The sequence below is a fragment of the Nocardioides insulae DSM 17944 genome, from assembly GCF_000422825.1.
Classification (GTDB): Bacteria; Actinomycetota; Actinomycetes; order Propionibacteriales; family Nocardioidaceae; genus Nocardioides; species Nocardioides insulae.
The window spans coordinates 663,979-679,868 of the sequence record NZ_KE383928.1; the positions used below are offsets into that span (position 1 = coordinate 663,979).

The following is a 15,890-nucleotide window of genomic DNA, read 5'->3' on the forward strand; positions in this document are numbered from 1 at the left end:
GGTCGCACTCCGGACGAGTGTTGAGGCTCACAGGAAGTGGGGTTACCGTACTCCCACGTCGTTACTTAACGAGCGTTCGAAAACCTAGGAGTTCCTGCATGTCCCGGTACCTGCCTGCGGGCCACACCAGTGCCTCGCTGGACTACCCGCGCGCCGCCGTCGGCGACGTCCTGGCTGGCTCGGCCCGGCGGTACGCCGATCGACCGGCGATCCGGGACGGCGAGACCACGCTCACCTACGCGGAACTGTACGACCGGGCCCTGCGGATCGCGACCGGTCTGCGTGAGCTCGGCGTCAGGCAGGGCGACGCGGTCGCGCTGCACCAGCCGAACTCGATGTGGTTCACCACCACCTACTTCGGCATCCTGCTTGCCGGCGCCGCGGTCACACCGGTCAACCCCAGCCTCCCGCCGCTGGCCATCGCCGACCAGCTCGGCGAGGTCGGGGCGGTCGCGGTGTTCACCCACCCGCAGACGGTCGCCGGTCTTCCCCTCGACGGGGTCCCCACGCTCGCCCACCGGATCATCGTGCCGGGCACGTCGGTCGCCCCGGGTGAGGTGCCCGAGGACACCGACTGCCTCCGGGTGGAGTCGCTGCTCGACCACAAGGCCGGCCCGGCGGCCAGCCCGGAGCCCGACGACGTGGCTCACTTCTCCTTCACCGGCGGCACCACCGGCCGCTCCAAGGCCGTGCGCGTGCTGCACCGCAACGTGGTCGCCAACTCCCTGCAGGTCCAGTCCTTCCGGGGCGGTGCGGTGCCCCGCGTGGACGCCGAGGGCGGTGTCTACCTGGAGGCGATCGACGGCGGCGGCACGCGGTACATCAGCCCCCTCGGCGAGGGCGTCGGCGCCGCTCTGGCGCCGATGTTCCACGCGATGGGCCTGGTCGCCCAGGTCGGCTCCGTGGTCTCCGGGTCATGTGCGACGGTGGTGGGACGCTTCGATCCGGCCGGCTTCATCGACCTGATCGAGCAGGCGCGCATCACCACCCTGCCGGGTTCGCCCGCGCTCTTCCACGCCCTGCTCACGGTGCCGGGAGTCTTCGAGCGCGACCTCACCTCGGTGAAGGTGGTCAACTCCGGTGCCGCGCCGATCGACACCGACACCCTGGCCAAGCTGGGCCGGGTCTTCCCGAACGCCACCATCGTCGAGGGCTACGGCCTCACCGAGGCCACCATGGCGGTGACCATGCACCCGGTGGACGACCCCAACCCCACCCCCAAGGGGAGCGTCGGCACCCCGCTGTTCGACACCGAGGTGGCCATCCGCGAGCTCGGCGCCGGCGCCGAGGTGCCGGTCGGGGAGACCGGCGAGGTGTGGGTGCGCGGTCCGCAGGTGACCGCCGGCTACCACGGCCAGCCCGGCCTCACCGCAGAGCAGTACGTCGACGGCTGGCTGCGCACCGGTGACATCGGTCGGCTGGACGAGGACGGTTTCCTGTTCCTGGTCGGCCGGGCCAAGGACATGCTGATCTACAAGGGCTACAACGTCTACCCGGTCCCGCTGGAGGAGTCGCTGCACCAGCATCCCGCCGTGGCCGGTGCCAGCGTGATCGGCGCCCCGGTGCCCGAGGTCGGCGAGATCCCGGTCGCCTTCGTCGTCCTGGAGAAGGGGTACGACGCCACCCCGGAGCTGGCCGAGGAGCTGATGGGGTTCGTGGCCGAGCGGGTGGCGGCCTACGCCAAGGTCCGTGAGGTCGTCTTCGTCGACGCGCTGCCCGTCTCCGCGGCCGGCAAGATCCTCAAGACCGAGCTGCGCCAGAACTACTCCGGGGGCGCGCGGTGAGCGTGTGGATGACCGAGCCGGTGGAGACCGTGCCCGAGGTCGACCAGGACGGCTACGGGCCGTTGGGTCGCGGCGACCTGATGACCGTACGGCCGGTCGAGGGCGGTTTCCTCGGCCGTCCGCACGAGGGTCGGCCGACGGCGGCGTACGGCGGCGCGGTGCTCGGGCAGGCGCTGATGGCCGCTCGGGCGACCGTGCCGATCGAACGCCGGCTGCACTCCCTGCACTGCTACTTCCTGGCCGCGGTGAGCCCGACCGAGGACGCGTTCTACGACGTCCAGCTGCTGCGCGACGGCCGCAGCTACGCCAATCGCCGGGTGGAGGTGCGCCAGGGCGGCGCCGAGGTCGCCACCCTGCAGTGCTCCTATGCCGACACCGCCGGCCGGGGCCGGCTCACCCGCCAGCCGAGCATGCCCGACGTGCCGGGGCCCGAGGACCTGCGTGACGGCTTCTGGTTCCGCGACCCCGAGAGTCACATCCGCGGTGCGATGGAGTGCCGCGAGGCGGCGGTGCGCCGTCGCCCCGAGGAGGGCGAGGTGGAGAAGATCGCCTGGTTCCGCACCGTGGGCAGACTCCCCGACGACCCGGGGGTGCACGAGGCGGCGCTGGCCTACCTCTCCGATGTGACGCTCAGCCCCACCGCACTGCTCGCGCACGGCATCACCGAGATCAATCGCGCGGTCTCCCGCACCCGGGTCGCGTCCCTCGACCACGCGATGTGGTTCCACCACGCCTGCCGGGCGGACGAGTGGCTCCTCTACCGCCAGCGCAGCGTGCTGGAGGGCGAGAGCCGCGCGCTGGCCCACGGCGAGTTCTACGACCGCAGCGGTCGGCTGGTCGCCTCGACCGCCCAGGAGTCCGTGGTCGTCGTACCGCCCGGCGAGTGAGCAGCCCCCGATCCATCCCCGAATCCCGACAATTTCAGTACCCCCCGATCCAGGACAGAGAGAGAACCATGCGTCGCACCGTGTACAACGAGGACCACGAGTCCTACCGCCAGATGCTGCGGGACTTCATCGAGAAGGAGGTCGTCCCGGTCCACGACGCGTGGGAGGAGCAGGGGCACCCGCCCCGCGAGTTCTACAACCGGCTCGGTGAGCTCGGCGTCCTGGGCACGCAGGTGTCTGAGGAGTACGGCGGCGGCGGCGAGCCCAGCTTCAAGTACGCCGCGATCGCGATCGAGGAGACCACCCGTGCGGCCGTCTCGTTCGGCTCGCACTCGGTGCACACCAACCTGATGCTCCCCTACCTGATGAAGGGCACCGAGGAGCAGAAGAAGCGTTGGCTGCCCGGCTTCGTCAGCGGCGAGATCATGACCGCCATCGCGATGACCGAGCCCGGCACCGGCTCCGACCTGGCGAACATCGCCACCAAGGCCGTCCTCTCCGACGACGGGTCCCACTACATCCTCAACGGCGCCAAGACCTTCATCACCGGTGGTGCGCTGGCCGACCGGATCCTGGTCGTGTGCCGCACCTCGCCGTTCGACCCCGACAACCGTCGCGGCGGGCTCTCGATCCTGGTGGTCGACACCACCTCGGAGGGCTTCGTGGTCGGCAAGAAGCTGAAGAAGCTCGGGCTCAAGGCCTCCGACACCGCCGAACTGGCCTTCACCGACGTGAAGGTGCCGGTCGACGACCTGCTCGGCGAGGAGGGCGAGGCCTTCCGCTACCTCACCAGCAACCTGCCCCAGGAGCGCCTCACCATCGCACTCGGCGCGGCCGCGGCCGCCGAGGCCGCGATCCGGTTCGCTACCCAGTACGTCTCGGAGCGCCAGGTCTTCGGCCAGCCGGTCGCGAAGTTCCAGAACACCAAGTTCGTGCTCGCCGAGTGCTCCGCGGAGACCCAGGCTGCCCGGATCATGGCCGACCAGGCCCTGGAGGCTCTCGACGCCGGCGAGCTCAGCATCGCCGACGCCGCCCGCGCCAAGCTGTTCTGCACCGAGGTCGCCGGTCGCGTGATCGACAAGTGCGTGCAGCTGCACGGTGGCTACGGCTACATCTGGGAGTACCCCATCGCCCGGCTGTACGCCGACACCCGGGTCTCCCGGATCTACGGCGGCACCAGCGAAGTCATGAAGACGATCATCGCCAAGGACCTCGGTCTCTGATGAGGTGGACCGGCGGCAGGTACGCCGGTCCACCACCCCGACGCACCACCCCAGCTCCACCAGTTCGACCAACCACCACCCATCACAGGAGTGACCACCATGCGTGACGCAGTCATCGTCGACGCCGTCCGGACCCCGGTCGGCCGCGGCAAGCCCGGCGCCGGCGCCCTCTCCGGCATCCACCCCACCGACCTCTCCGCCCACGTGCTCAAGTCGCTGCAGGAGCGCAACGGCTTCGACCCGACGATCATCGACGACGTCGTCTGGGGCTGCGTGTCCCAGGTCGGCGAGCAGGCCGGCTGCATCGGCCGCTACTCCGTGCTGGCCGCCGGCTGGCCCGAGTCGGTCCCCGGCCTCACCATCGACCGTCAGTGCGGCTCCTCCCAGCAGGCCGTGCACCAGGTCGCCGCGGGCGTCATCGCCGGTCAGTACGACGTCGCCATCGCCGGTGGCGTCGAGGTCATGTCCCGGGTGCCGATGGGCGCCACGTCGGCTGGTGGCCAGTTCGGCACGCCGTACGGCACCCTCGTGGCCGAGCGCTACGACAACTACCGCTTCAACCAGGGCATCGGCGCCGAGATGATCGCCGAGGAGTACGGCCTCACCCGCGAGCAGCTCGACCAGCACGCGCTGGACTCCCACGCCCGCGCGGCCAAGGCGGTCGACGAGGGCCGGTTCAAGGACCAGATCGCTCCCGTCCAGACCGAGAACGGCCTCTTCGACACCGACGAGGGTATCCGTCGCGGCGGCACCCTGGAGAAGATGGGCCAGCTCAAGACCGTCTTCAAGGAGGACGGCGTGATCCACGCCGGCAACTCCTCGCAGATCTCGGACGGCTCGGCCGGCCTGCTCATCACCACCAGCGAGATCGCCGCCAAGAACGGCTGGACCCCGATCGCGCGCTTCCACACCGGCGTTCTCGCCGGCGTCGACCCGATCACCATGCTCAAGGGCCCGATCCCCGCCACCCGCAAGGTGCTCGACCGCGCCGGCCTGAAGCTCTCCGACATCGGTGCGTTCGAGATCAACGAGGCCTTCGCTTCCGTCTCGCTCGGCTGGCAGAAGGACCTCGGCGCCGACTACGAGCTGCTCAACCCGAACGGTGGCGCGATCGCCCTCGGTCACCCTCTCGGTGGCTCCGGTGCCCGCCTGATGACCACCCTGGTCCACCACATGAAGGACCAGGGCATCAAGTACGGCCTGCAGTCGATGTGCGAGGGCGGCGGCATGGCCAACGGCACCATCCTCGAGCTGCTCTGAACTGAATAGGTGCGCGAGCGTGTCGCGGCTCGCCGGTGCGTGCAGAGGAAACGATGCACCGGCAGCGGCGCCACGCTGCCGCGCGAGGCTGAATGAGTGCGCGAGCGTGTCGCGGCTCGCCGGTGCGTGCAGAGGAAACGATGCACCGGCGGCGGCGCCACGCTGCCGCGCGGATCGCGATCAGCGCGAGCGTGTTCGCGAAGTCGTGGGAGTTGTACGCTGCCGCGCGAGTTGAGTAGCACCACATCCGGATTTCGCTCGCGCCAGGGCCTCACAGCGAACGAGCAATCCGGTCCGACCAAGGAGGATTCGTGACGGTACGTGCGGCCGTGGGCCAGCAGGCGATCGTGGACGCCGCCCGGTACGAGTTCGCCGAGCGCGGCTACAGCGGCGCGTCGATCCGGCACATCGCACAGCGCGCGGGGCTGAGCCTGTCGGCGCTGTACTACTACTACAAGGGCAAGCAGGACCTGCTGGCCGCGATCCTGGAGGCCGACCAGGCGTCGTACTGGGGTGCCTGCGACCAGGCCCTCGCCGCCGCCTCACAGGATCCCGCGGACCGGTTGCGGGCGCTGGTCACCGCGACGGTGCACTTCCGCATCGAGCACCCGGTGAAGAGCAACATCGTGCTCAGCGAGACCCGCAGCCTCGAGCCGGAGCACCTCGAGCGGTGGCACCAGCGGAACGACGAGGCCTCCGACCGGTTCCGCGGCATCGTCGAGGACGGTCTCGAAGCAGGTCTCTTCCACACCGCCTACGCCGAGGACGCGCGCCGAGCGATCATCGCGATGTGCAACGCCATCGCCCAGTGGTACGACGTGGAGGGCGCGGTCGGTGTCGACGAGCTCGTCGAACGCTACGTCGCCCTCGCCCTGACCCTGGTCGAGTACCGTCCCTGACCCCTCCGGCGGGCGGGGACCCGGGTTCACGTGTGAGCCGGTTCACGCCGGTGTAGCCTCGCGAGGCATGAGGCACCTGCACGAGGAGCGCCAGGCGGCGATCCGGGCCTGGACCGACTTCGTGCAGGGCTCCCCGGCGCAGGTCCCGGTGCGACCGGAGATCCTGCACAGTTGGTGCCGGTCACGGGTCACGGTCGAGACCACCGTGCCCGCGGCACCCCTGGGCGACGAGTCCGACGCCCGTGCCTACTGGGAGGACTCACGGCTGCAGGTCGCGGTGGAGCGGGTGGAGGAGGAGCTGCGACGCAGCGCCGAGGACGGCGACCTGGTCATCGGCGTCACCGACCCCCAGACCCGGGTGCTGTGGACCTACGGCGGCCGAATGATGCGGCAGCGAGCCGAGCAGGTGCACTTCGTGCCCGGCGGCCGATGGGACGACCGCTCGGTCGGCACGAACGCATTGGACCTGGCCAATCGGCTGGGGCGTCCCAGCATGGTCTTCAGCGCCGAGCACTACGCGCCGATCGTGCACAACTGGGTCTGCTGGGCCGCACCGGTGCACGACCCGGTCACCGGCCACCGCCTCGGTGTGCTCGACCTCTCCACCACCTGGGACCGCACCCACCCGATCGGGCTGGCCACCGCTCGAGTGCTGGCCCGGCTGATCGAGCAGGCGCTACCTGCCTCCCGGCACGGCGCCGGCGAGCCCGAGGAGACCGCCGACCCCGGTCTGGTGATGACCCTGCTCGGCACCGCCGAGGCCCGCCTCGACGGCCACCGGCTGCTGCTCAACCGGCGCCAGACCGAGGTGCTCGCCCTGCTTGCGCTGCACCCCGAAGGGCTCTCCCTGGAACGTCTGCACGCGATGCTGTACGGCGACCAGGCGGTCACCTTCTCCACCCTCAAGGCGGAGGTATCGCATCTGCGGCACGCCCTCGGCGGCCAGCTCTCCTCCCGTCCCTACCGGCTGTGCATGCCGGTCGCCACCGATGTCGAGCACGTCCTCGGGCTGCTCCGGCGGGGGGAGATCGGCCTGGCGATGGAGGTCTACGGCGGCGACCTGCTGCCGGGCACCAACTCGCCGGCGCTGAGCCAGTTGGGGGAGTACGTCGCGGTCGCCGTGCGCGAGGCGCTGCTCGCCGACCCGCGGCCCGACGCGGTGCTGCGCTACGCCGACCTGGCGCCGTACGACCTCGAGGTGGTCCAGGCGGGTCTGGACGAGCTCAGCCGCTCCGGCCGGCCGCATCCGGCGCTGCCGCTGCTCAAGGCCAGGCTGGCTGCGGCGGCACACTGACGGGTCCAGGCCTCGGGCCCGTAAATCGATGAAGGGGCGCCCGACCAACCTGCGCCCAACCTCGACATCACTAGGTTGTGGTGTACAACACACCCCCTCGTGTGATCAGGAGTTCTCATGACCCGGATCAAACTCACCGTCGACGGCATGGCGGTCTCTGACGACGTCGAGCCGCGCACCCTGCTGGTGCACTATCTCCGCGAGCAGTTGGGCAAGACCGGCACCGTGGTCGGCTGCGACACCAGCAACTGCGGAGCCTGCACCGTCCACCTCGACGGGCAGAGCGTGAAGTCATGCAACGTCCTCGCCGTCCAGGCCGACGGTGGCGAGATCACCACCATCGAAGGCCTGGCCGACACCGTCCCCGACCGTGCCGACGGGCAACTGCATCCCGTCCAGGAGGCCTTCCGGGAGTGCCACGGCCTGCAGTGCGGCTACTGCACGCCCGGCATGATCATGGCCTCGGTCGACCTGCTCAACCGCAACCCCCACCCCACCGAGCAGGAGATCCGGGAGGGGCTCGAGGGCAACCTGTGCCGCTGCACCGGTTACCACAACATCGTGCGTGCGGTGCAGTACGCCGCCGAGGGGGAGCAGCCATGACCACGGTCGATGACCGCTCGGTGGCCGAGGCGGAGATCGGTCGTGACCGTCGCCGCAAGGAGGACGCCCGGTTGATCACCGGCCGGACCCGCTGGACCGACAACATCACCCTGACCGGCATGGTGCACCTCGCGATGGTGCGCAGTCCGTTCGCGCACGCCCGGGTCACCGGCATCGACACCGCGGCCGCCAAGCAGTCCGCCGGGGTGGTCGCCGTACTGACCGGCCCGGAGCTCGGCGAGGAGATGGGGGTGCTGATCAACGCCTGGCCGATCACCCCCGACCAGGTCACGCCGGTCCACACGCCGATGGCGGTCGACCGGGTGGCATTCGCCGGCGAGATCGTCGCCGTCGTCGCCGCGCGCAGCGCCGCGGAGGCGCGGGACGCGGCCGAACTGGTCGATGTCGACTACGAGGAGCTGCCCGCTGCGGTCGACCTGAAGGAGGCGGCCGCCGCGACGCCGGAGAACGGCGGGGCGCTCGCCCACCCGGACCTGGGCACCAACAAGAGCGCCCTGTGGATCTTCGACTCCGCGGAGGCCGGCACCGGCAGCGACGTCGAGGAGGCCATCGCCCGGGCGCGGACGGACGGGGTCGTGATCGAGCGCGAGTTCCGGCAGCAGCGGCTGATCCCGGCGTTCATGGAGCCTCGGTCCACCGTGGTCGATCCGACCGGCGAGCAACTCACCGTCTGGTCGGCCACCCAGATCCCGCACGTGCTGCGCTTCGCGATGGCGGCGACGCTCGGGATACCTGAGTCGAAGCTGCGGGTCATCGCCCCCGACGTCGGTGGCGGGTTCGGCGGCAAGCTCCAGCTCACCCCCGAGGAGTGGCTCACGGTGGCGCTGGCGCGCCGGCTCGGCAAGCCGGTGAAGTACACCGAGACCCGTTCCGAGAGCCTGATGAGCGCACACCACGGTCGGGACCAGTGGCAGAAGCTCACCCTCAGCGCCACCAAGGACGGCACCGTCACCGGCCTCAAGGTCGAGCTGCTCGCCGACCTGGGGGCCTACGTCGCGATCGTGGGTGGCGGCGTACCAGTGCTGGGTGCGTTCATGTTCAACGCGATCTACAAGTTCCCCGCCTACCACTTCGCCTGTCAGACCGTGCTGACCAACAAGACCTGGACCGACGCCTACCGCGGTGCCGGCCGACCGGAGGCCACCTTCGGTATCGAGCGGATGATGGATGAGCTCGCCGCCGAACTCGGCGTCGACCCCCTCGAGGTGCGGGAGAAGAACTGGATCAAGCACGAGGAGTTCCCGTTCACCACGGTCGCCGGGCTGGAGTACGACTCGGGGCACTACGAGGCCGCCACCGAGCGGGCCAAGGAGCTCTTCGAGTACGACGACCTGCGGTCCGAGCAGCGGCGTCGCCGCGAGTCGGGTGACCCGGTCCAGCTCGGGATCGGGGTCAGCACCTTCACCGAGATGTGCGGGCTCGCACCCAGCCGCGTGCTGGGCAGTCTCGACTACGGTGCCGGCGGGTGGGAGAGCGCCCAGGTGCGGATGCTGGCCACCGGCACGGTGGAGGTCGTCACCGGGGCGAGCGCCCACGGGCAGGGGCACGAGACCGCGTTCAGCCAGATCGTGGCGGACCGGCTCGGCGTACCCTTCGAGGACGTCGAGGTGCTGCACGGCGACACCCAGGTCGCTCCCAAGGGGCTGGACACCTACGGCTCCCGCTCCCTGGTGGTGGGCGGTGAAGCGCTGGTCAAGGCCTCCGACAAGGTGATCGAGAAGGCCAAGCCGGTGGCGGCGCATCTGCTGGAGGCCTCCGTGGAGGACCTGGAGTTCCGTGCGGGCACCTTCTCCGTCCGGGGCACCGAGGCCGGCATCAGCATCCAGGACGTGGCCGGTGCGGTCTTCGCCGCGCACAACCTGCCCGACGGGATGGAGCCCTCGCTGGACTCCGACGCGACCTACGACCCGGTCAACTTCAGCTACCCCCACGGCACCCACCTGTGCGCGGTGGAGGTGGACACCGAGACCGGCCAGGTGAGGATGCGCAAGTACGTCGCCTGCGATGACGTCGGCACCATCATCAACCCACTGATCGTCAGCGGTCAGGTGCACGGCGGCCTGGTGCAGGGCATCGCCCAGGCGTTGTGGGAGGAGGCGGTCTTCGACGAGTCCGGCACCCTGGTGAGCGGGTCGTTCGTGGACTACCTGCTGCCGACCGCGGCCGACACGATCAGCTTCGACCTCGACCACACGGTCACCCCGAGCCTGACCAACTCGCTCGGCACCAAGGGGGTCGGCGAAGCCGGCACGATCGCCTCCACACCGGCGGTGGTCAACGCCGTCGTGGACGCGCTGCGACCGCTCGGCGTCGAGGACGTCACGATGCCGTGCACTCCGCAGCGGGTGTGGCAGGCCATCCACGGAGCGGGCTCCGGCGGTTCGACCCCGGGGGCGGCGATGCCTCACTTCGAGTCCGGCGGAGCCGCCGGCAACCAGGAACAGCCCGGCGCGTCCAGCACGGAAGGAGCAGGCCAGTGATCCGCATCCCAGCCCAGCCCGCAGAAGGTTCCGGTTCGAAGGGCGGTCCCGCATGATCCCGGCGGCATTCGACTACGTCGCACCGACCACGCTCGAGGAGGCGCTCGCCGCGCTCGGTGAGCACGGCGACGACGCCAAGCTCCTCGCGGGCGGGCAGAGCCTGCTGCCGGTGATGAGGATGCGGCTCAACGCTCCCGAGTGGGTGATCGACCTCGGCCGGATCGAGTCGCTCCGCGGCATCCGCGAGGAGGGTGACGAGCTGGTGATCGGGGCGATGACCCCGCACGCCGTGGTGGGCGAGGACCCGCTCGTCGCGCAGCACGCTCGCCTGTTGACCGATGCGGAGGCCGAGGTGGCCGACGCCCAGATTCGCCACCGCGGCACCATCGGCGGCGCGCTGGTCCATGCGGACCCGGCCGGTGACCTGGGGGCGCCCGCGCGAGCCCTTGACGCCCGCTTCGTGATCGCGGGCGCGGGCGGCACCCGGACGGTGGCCGCCGACGAGTTCTTCCTCGACCTCTTCGAGACGGCGGTGGGGGAGGACGAGATCCTCACCGAGATCAGGGTGCCCAAGCGCACCGGCTGGCGGACCCACTACGAGAAGTTCGTGCGGGTCAAGCACCAGTGGTCGATCGTGGCCGTGGCGGTGGCCGTCCGTCTCGAGGGCGACACCGTCGCCGAGGCCCGGGTAGGGCTGACCAACATGGGCAACACCCCGCTGCGCGCCCGCGGTGTCGAGGAGGCGCTCACGGGCCGTCCTGCCACCGAGGAGAGCGTGGCCGCGGCTGCGGCCCGGGCCAGTGAGGGTACGGCGCCCCCCAGCGACCTGAACGGCGATGCGGCGTACCGCTCACACCTGGCCCAGGTGCTCACCCGCCGCGCCCTGATGACCGCCATCTCAGGAGGCACCGCCTGATGGAGTTGACGCACGAGTTCAGCGTGCCCGGCAGCGTGGAGGAGACCTGGGAGCGGTTCCTCGACATCGGCTCCCTCGCCGAATGCTTCCCGGGCGCCCAGGTCACCTCGGTCGAGGACGACTCCTTCCAGGGCACCGTGAAGGTCAAGCTCGGCCCGATCGCCCTGGTCTACAACGGCTCGGGCACCTTCACCGAGAAGGACGAGTCCGCCCGCCGGATGGTGGTCGAGGCCAAGGGCAAGGACAAGCGCGGCAACGGTACGGCGGGCGCCACCGTCACCGTCGAACTCGCCGACGGGTCGGAGGAGACCCGGGTCAGTGTGCACACCGACCTGGCCATCACCGGAAAGCCGGCCCAGTTCGGCCGGGGAGTGCTGCAAGACGTCTCGGACAAGCTGCTCGGCCAGTTCGTCGCCTGCCTGGCCGAGCGGGCCGAGTCCGGTGGTGAAACCGCCGCGGAGCCCGCTCCTGTCCCGGTCGCCGGGGCAGCCGGAGCGGGTGGTCCCGTGGACGGTACGGCGGAGTCCGCGGGGCAAGGCACGGCAGACGAGGCGAACACCGGTGCGACGACGTCCGTCGAGCCTCCGCTGAGGTCGGCAGGGCCGGCCGAGGCGCAGCCCCCGAGACCGCAGCATCGGGCGCCGGAGCCGGAGGCACTCGATCTCGGCGCGACAGTGCTCCCGGTCTTGATCAAGACCTACGCGAAGCCGGCCGCGGCCGCTCTGGGTGCGCTGGTCGTGGTGTGGTGGGTCAGCCGACGCATCAGGAGGCGCTCCGCCTGACCCGTGTGGACCTCGACAGGCTCGGTCGGCGGTCCGTCCGTCCGCCGAGCCCGTCGAGGCGTCCTGCCCGTCGCACGGAGCGGGCCACCCGTCCACCGAAGGTTGGGCAGGGCGCCGAGTCGGCCGGTCAGAAGACGTTGAGCGGGCGGAACTGCACCGAGATCCGCGGGCCGGCACGGGCCACCTTCGGCACGGCGTGCTCCCAGGTGCGTTGGCAACTGCCGCCCATCACCACCAGGTCGCCGTGCCCGAGCTCCACCGAGATCGAGTCGCCGCCGCCGCGGGGACGCAGACACAGCCGGCGGGAGTCGCCGACGGAGACGATCGCGACCAGGGTGTCGTGGATCTTGCCGCGCCCGATCGTGTCGCCGTGCCAGGCCACTGAATCCTGGCCGTCGCGGTAATAGCAGCAGCCGGCGGTGACGAACGGCTCGCCGAGCTCGGGCGCATAGTGAGCGCTCAGGCTCTCCCGGGCCTCCACCAGTCGGTGATGGGGGAGTGCCTCACCGCGCAGGTAGGTGTGGACGAGCCGGGGCACCTCGACCACCCGGTCGTACATCTCCCGCTGCTCCGCCCGCCACGGCACGTCGTCGAGCAGCGCTCGGAACACGTCGTCGGCCTCGGGGAGCCAGGCCGGGCACACGTCGACCCAGGCACCGCGGGTCAACGGGGTCCGGATAAGCCCACTGAAATCCGGGGTGGCCGGTGCGGCTTCGAACAGGGTGCCCTGGAAGTCCATGGGCCTCACCGTACTCCAGAAGTTCGAAAGAATGTTCGATCCTAGTGCCGGATTTAACGATTGGGCAGACACTGACCCCGCTTGATGCCTAGTCTCGGGCTATGGCCGACGCGCATCTCGGGGGCCCCCGCCCCAAGCATGTGCGCGTGCGTGAGGCTCTCCGGGAGTTGCTCGATGAGGCCTCGCCGGGCACACCGCTCCCCTCCGAGCGCGACCTGGTGGAGCGGTTCGGCGTGGCTCGGATGACCGTGCGTCAGGCGCTGGACGCGCTGGTCTCCGAAGGGCTCGTCGAGCGGATCCCGGGGCGAGGGAGCTTCGCCGCCTCCCGCGGCCCCCTCAACCGGGTGGTCGGCCTGACCGAGGAACTCGGCCGGATCGGGCAGATGGTCGAGACCCGCACGGTGCTGGCCCGCCGCGAGCAGGCCGGCCCCGGGGTGGCCCGAGCGCTGGAACTGTCCCACGGCGAGGCGGTCGTGCACTGGCGACGGCTCCGACTCACCGACGGTGAGCCGCTCTGCCTCGAGGACGTGTTCTTGCCCGCCCGGCTGGTCGAGACGCTCACCCGAGCGCTGCCGGCCAGCCTGTACGCCTGGCTCGGGGCGCGCCAACTGCGACCCACCCGGGTGGAGGACCACTGGACCGCGGACCACGCCGGCGCACTGGAGGCTGTCCACCTCGGGACCCGCGAGACGATGCCGGTGTTGCGCAAGCGCCGTCGCGGCCTGTGTGACGGCCAGGTCATCGAGGTGTCGCAGTCGGTCTTCCGCGGTGATCGCTACGCCCTACGCCTCAGCCTCGAGGACCGCTGACTCCCCGAGACCTCACAGGCAGCCGAGCGGGGCGACGACGTCCCCCGACTCCTCGCAGATCCACACCGGATCGGGGCCGCCGAGGTCGGGGCTGATGAACAGCGAGTGCTGGGGCGCGGGCTCGGGACACGATCGGCACAGCGGCCAACGACCGGTGGTCTCGAACAGGGCGTCCTGCACGTCCTGGGCGATCAGCCCGGCGACGTACGTGACACCCTCCGGCCATTGGTCGACCCACCAGCCGCGCTCGCTCACCGCCTCCTCCAATGCCGAGACGGAGGGAGCGGTGGCGAGCCCGCGGGCGTCGAGATCAGCCAGGACGCGGGCACGGGCCTCGAGGAGGAGGACGGTATCCACCCCTCCATGGTCACCCATCGGGCAAGGGGGAGTGGTGAGCCGGCCGGACGTGTGAGGATGGTGCGCGTGCTGCTGATCGACCCGCCGCTGGTGCCCTGGCGAGGGCGCCTGTGGTCGCACCTGGCCAGTGACACGTCCTACCAGGAGTTGCACGACTTCGCGCGCGAGGTCGGCCTGCCCGAGCGCGGCTTCGACCGCGACCACTACGACGTCCCCTCCGAGTGGTACGACGCCGTGGTGGCCGCGGGCGCGACGCCGACCTCCAGCCGAGACCTGGTCGCCAGGCTCATCGCCGCCGACCTGCGCCGGCGGAAGAGGCCCGCCTCGCGCTGAACTGGATGTGCGCGAGCGTGTCGCCGCGCCGGTGCGTGCCGCCGCCGGTGCGTGCCGCCGCCGGTGCGTGCCCAGGACGGGGACGCACCGGCGGTGGCGCTGCACTACCGCGCGGGCCCTAGGTGGGGCAGCCAGGGTCACTCAGGGCGGTGTTCGAGGTAGATCTCCTCGAACATGCGCTCCGAGAACGGCTGGAGGTCGACGGGGTCGGCGTGCTGGGCGTCGGCGAAGGCGAAGTAGTCGTCGGTGTTCTCGTAGCCCTCCTCCTCCGCGATGGCGATCCACTTGTCGTAGTTCTCGTCGAAGGCGTCCACCGCGGCCTGGCCGTCGAGGTTCTCCGAGTCGATGGTCTGCTGCCGCAGCTTGTCGATGGCACCGTTGAGCAGTTCCATCGCGTCCTCGTCCAGGCGCACGACGTCGCCGCCGTTCTCCTCGACCTTGGTCAGCGCGTCGGCGGTCCAGGAGACCGCTGCCTCCAGCGAGTTCGCGTTCGCGGTCGAGAACGCGTCGTAGATGACCTGCTGCGCCGCCAGCGGAAGGTTGGTGTAGCCGGGGCCGGCGACCAGGGCGGTGGGGTTGCGGACCCAGGCCGCCTCGGTCGGGAACGTGACGTACGGCGCGACCTCGAGGAAGCCGTATTCGGCGCCGATGCGCAGGCCGCCGAAGGTGCAGTCGATGGTGTTGCGCTGGAGCGCCTCGTACGCCTCGACGAACTGCATCGAGACACCGGTGGCGCCGAGCGCTTCGGCGATGGTGAGGTCGGCGGCCGAACCGACCCGGATCTGCTTGCCCTTGAGGTCGGCGGGGCTGGTCACCGGCTCGGTGCACATCAGCGCGTTGGAGAACTCGAACCAGGCGGGTCGCAGCGCGGTCACGCCCATCGCCTCGTAGTTGTCCATCACTTCGGGGGTGTCCCAGGCCGTCTCCAGCATCGCGGCGGTGTGCGCGATCTCGGTGACGTAGGGGCTGGCCGGCTTGGACGGGGTGAGGTTGATCAGGTCGTTGATCGCGGCGTACTTGCTCGGCGTGTAGATCGGGATCTCGATGCCCAGATCGAGCCGGCCGTCGGCGACGGCCTCGGTCACGGTGTCGAACGGGGCGATCGCCTGGGCCCACACCGGCTCGAGGGTGATCTTCCCGCCGGAGAGCTCGCTCACCTGCTTGATGAACTCGCTCTCCGCCTCACCGGTGTGACCCGCCGCGGACTGAGCACCGGGCTGGTACTTCAGCGTCACCGGCTCCATGTCGGCCAGCGCCTCCTGGTACTCCTCGGGCGTCGCGCCGTACTCGACCCCCTCACCTCCTCCCGAGGAGCTGCTGTCGCTGCCACCGGCCGATCCGGCGCAGGCGGACAGAGCCGTCGCGGTGGCGAGGGCCATGGCGCCGAGCGTGGTTCGCACGACGCGGCGTCGGATGGTTGCTGTTCTCAATGTGCTCTCCGTGATGAGGGTTGTCTTCTAGGGGTGCGCCGCGGTCGCGGCACACCCCTCTGACGGGTCCCAG

Annotated in this window: 15 protein-coding genes; 12 read left to right on the forward strand and 3 right to left on the reverse strand. The window is 70.5% G+C overall.

Annotation, left to right across the window (positions count from 1 at the left end; genetic code table 11):
* Positions 1-98: 98 nt before the first annotated feature.
* From G515_RS0113365 to G515_RS0113410, 10 genes are all read left to right on the forward strand, one after another.
* On the forward strand, positions 99-1,784 hold the full coding sequence (locus tag G515_RS0113365) for a class I adenylate-forming enzyme family protein (protein WP_028660538.1): 1,686 nt from the start codon (positions 99-101) through the stop codon (positions 1,782-1,784).
* Positions 1,785-1,792: 8 nt separating this feature from the next.
* Positions 1,793-2,671, forward strand: a complete 879-nt coding sequence (locus G515_RS0113370; protein ID WP_051218436.1) for an acyl-CoA thioesterase — start codon at positions 1,793-1,795, stop codon at positions 2,669-2,671.
* Positions 2,672-2,739: 68 nt separating this feature from the next.
* Positions 2,740-3,894, forward strand: a complete 1,155-nt coding sequence (locus G515_RS0113375) for an acyl-CoA dehydrogenase family protein (RefSeq protein ID WP_028660540.1) — start codon at positions 2,740-2,742, stop codon at positions 3,892-3,894.
* Positions 3,895-3,993: 99 nt separating this feature from the next.
* Positions 3,994-5,154 carry a thiolase family protein gene (locus G515_RS0113380; RefSeq protein WP_028660541.1) on the forward strand — a complete coding sequence of 387 codons (1,161 nt, stop codon included), beginning with the start codon at positions 3,994-3,996 and terminating at the stop codon, positions 5,152-5,154.
* A gap of 311 nt (positions 5,155-5,465) precedes the next feature.
* Positions 5,466-6,053: a TetR/AcrR family transcriptional regulator gene (locus G515_RS0113385; protein WP_028660542.1), complete on the forward strand. Its 588-nt coding sequence runs from the start codon at positions 5,466-5,468 to the stop codon at positions 6,051-6,053.
* A 67-nt stretch (positions 6,054-6,120) separates the two neighbouring features.
* Positions 6,121-7,347 (forward strand): helix-turn-helix domain-containing protein, encoded by a 1,227-nt coding sequence (locus G515_RS0113390; RefSeq protein WP_028660543.1) that lies wholly within the window; start codon positions 6,121-6,123, stop codon positions 7,345-7,347.
* A gap of 117 nt (positions 7,348-7,464) precedes the next feature.
* A complete protein-coding gene (locus G515_RS0113395; protein WP_028660544.1) occupies positions 7,465-7,950 on the forward strand; it encodes a (2Fe-2S)-binding protein in 486 nt (161 codons plus the stop codon).
* A complete protein-coding gene (locus tag G515_RS0113400) occupies positions 7,947-10,451 on the forward strand; it encodes a xanthine dehydrogenase family protein molybdopterin-binding subunit (protein WP_028660545.1) in 2,505 nt (834 codons plus the stop codon). The genes G515_RS0113395 and G515_RS0113400 overlap by 4 nt, the downstream gene beginning before the upstream one ends.
* Before the next feature lie 52 nt (positions 10,452-10,503).
* Positions 10,504-11,367, forward strand: coding sequence for an FAD binding domain-containing protein (locus G515_RS0113405; RefSeq protein WP_028660546.1), 864 nt, complete (start codon positions 10,504-10,506; stop codon positions 11,365-11,367).
* The gene (locus G515_RS0113410; RefSeq protein ID WP_028660547.1) at positions 11,367-12,149 is read left to right on the forward strand and encodes an SRPBCC family protein; all 783 of its coding nucleotides are present in this window, start codon (positions 11,367-11,369) and stop codon (positions 12,147-12,149) included. The genes G515_RS0113405 and G515_RS0113410 overlap by 1 nt, the downstream gene beginning before the upstream one ends.
* 127 nt (positions 12,150-12,276) lie before the next feature.
* On the opposite strand, the gene G515_RS0113415 is transcribed toward G515_RS0113410, so the two are convergent.
* Complete coding sequence (locus tag G515_RS0113415) at positions 12,277-12,888, reverse strand: alpha-ketoglutarate-dependent dioxygenase AlkB (RefSeq protein WP_028660548.1); 612 nt, start codon at positions 12,886-12,888, stop codon at positions 12,277-12,279.
* Between the two features lie 101 nt (positions 12,889-12,989).
* Here G515_RS0113415 and G515_RS0113420 point away from each other — a divergent pair, with 101 nt between their 5' ends.
* Positions 12,990-13,697, forward strand: a complete 708-nt coding sequence (locus G515_RS0113420; RefSeq protein WP_028660549.1) for a GntR family transcriptional regulator — start codon at positions 12,990-12,992, stop codon at positions 13,695-13,697.
* Positions 13,698-13,709: 12 nt separating this feature from the next.
* Here the strand turns inward: G515_RS0113420 and G515_RS0113425 are convergent, their stop codons facing one another.
* Positions 13,710-14,054 carry a hypothetical protein gene (locus tag G515_RS0113425; RefSeq protein ID WP_028660550.1) on the reverse strand — a complete coding sequence of 115 codons (345 nt, stop codon included), beginning with the start codon at positions 14,052-14,054 and terminating at the stop codon, positions 13,710-13,712.
* Between the two features lie 57 nt (positions 14,055-14,111).
* Here G515_RS0113425 and G515_RS0113430 point away from each other — a divergent pair, with 57 nt between their 5' ends.
* Positions 14,112-14,387: a DUF4031 domain-containing protein gene (locus G515_RS0113430; RefSeq protein WP_028660551.1), complete on the forward strand. Its 276-nt coding sequence runs from the start codon at positions 14,112-14,114 to the stop codon at positions 14,385-14,387.
* Between the two features lie 137 nt (positions 14,388-14,524).
* Here G515_RS0113430 and dctP read toward each other — a convergent pair whose 3' ends face one another.
* A complete protein-coding gene (dctP, locus tag G515_RS21390) occupies positions 14,525-15,766 on the reverse strand; it encodes a TRAP transporter substrate-binding protein DctP (RefSeq protein WP_157571105.1) in 1,242 nt (413 codons plus the stop codon).
* Positions 15,767-15,890: the final 124 nt, after the last annotated feature.

What these genes read in the sequence shown, in the direction of transcription:
- G515_RS0113405 (WP_028660546.1), top strand. Translation starts at nt 10,504, where the DNA reads ATGATCCCGGCGGCATTCGACTACGTCGCACCGACCACGCTCGAGGAG.
- G515_RS0113390 (WP_028660543.1), top strand. Translation starts at nt 6,121, where the DNA reads ATGAGGCACCTGCACGAGGAGCGCCAGGCGGCGATCCGGGCCTGGACC.
- G515_RS0113375 (WP_028660540.1), top strand. Translation starts at nt 2,740, where the DNA reads ATGCGTCGCACCGTGTACAACGAGGACCACGAGTCCTACCGCCAGATG.
- G515_RS0113420 (WP_028660549.1), top strand. Translation starts at nt 12,990, where the DNA reads ATGGCCGACGCGCATCTCGGGGGCCCCCGCCCCAAGCATGTGCGCGTG.
- G515_RS0113410 (WP_028660547.1), top strand. Translation starts at nt 11,367, where the DNA reads ATGGAGTTGACGCACGAGTTCAGCGTGCCCGGCAGCGTGGAGGAGACC.
- G515_RS0113380 (WP_028660541.1), top strand. Translation starts at nt 3,994, where the DNA reads ATGCGTGACGCAGTCATCGTCGACGCCGTCCGGACCCCGGTCGGCCGC.
- G515_RS0113415 (WP_028660548.1), bottom strand. Translation starts at nt 12,888, where the DNA reads ATGGACTTCCAGGGCACCCTGTTCGAAGCCGCACCGGCCACCCCGGAT.
- G515_RS0113395 (WP_028660544.1), top strand. Translation starts at nt 7,465, where the DNA reads ATGACCCGGATCAAACTCACCGTCGACGGCATGGCGGTCTCTGACGAC.
- G515_RS0113365 (WP_028660538.1), top strand. Translation starts at nt 99, where the DNA reads ATGTCCCGGTACCTGCCTGCGGGCCACACCAGTGCCTCGCTGGACTAC.
- G515_RS0113400 (WP_028660545.1), top strand. Translation starts at nt 7,947, where the DNA reads ATGACCACGGTCGATGACCGCTCGGTGGCCGAGGCGGAGATCGGTCGT.
- G515_RS0113370 (WP_051218436.1), top strand. Translation starts at nt 1,793, where the DNA reads ATGACCGAGCCGGTGGAGACCGTGCCCGAGGTCGACCAGGACGGCTAC.
- G515_RS0113430 (WP_028660551.1), top strand. Translation starts at nt 14,112, where the DNA reads ATGGTGCGCGTGCTGCTGATCGACCCGCCGCTGGTGCCCTGGCGAGGG.
- dctP (WP_157571105.1), bottom strand. Translation starts at nt 15,766, where the DNA reads ATGGCCCTCGCCACCGCGACGGCTCTGTCCGCCTGCGCCGGATCGGCC.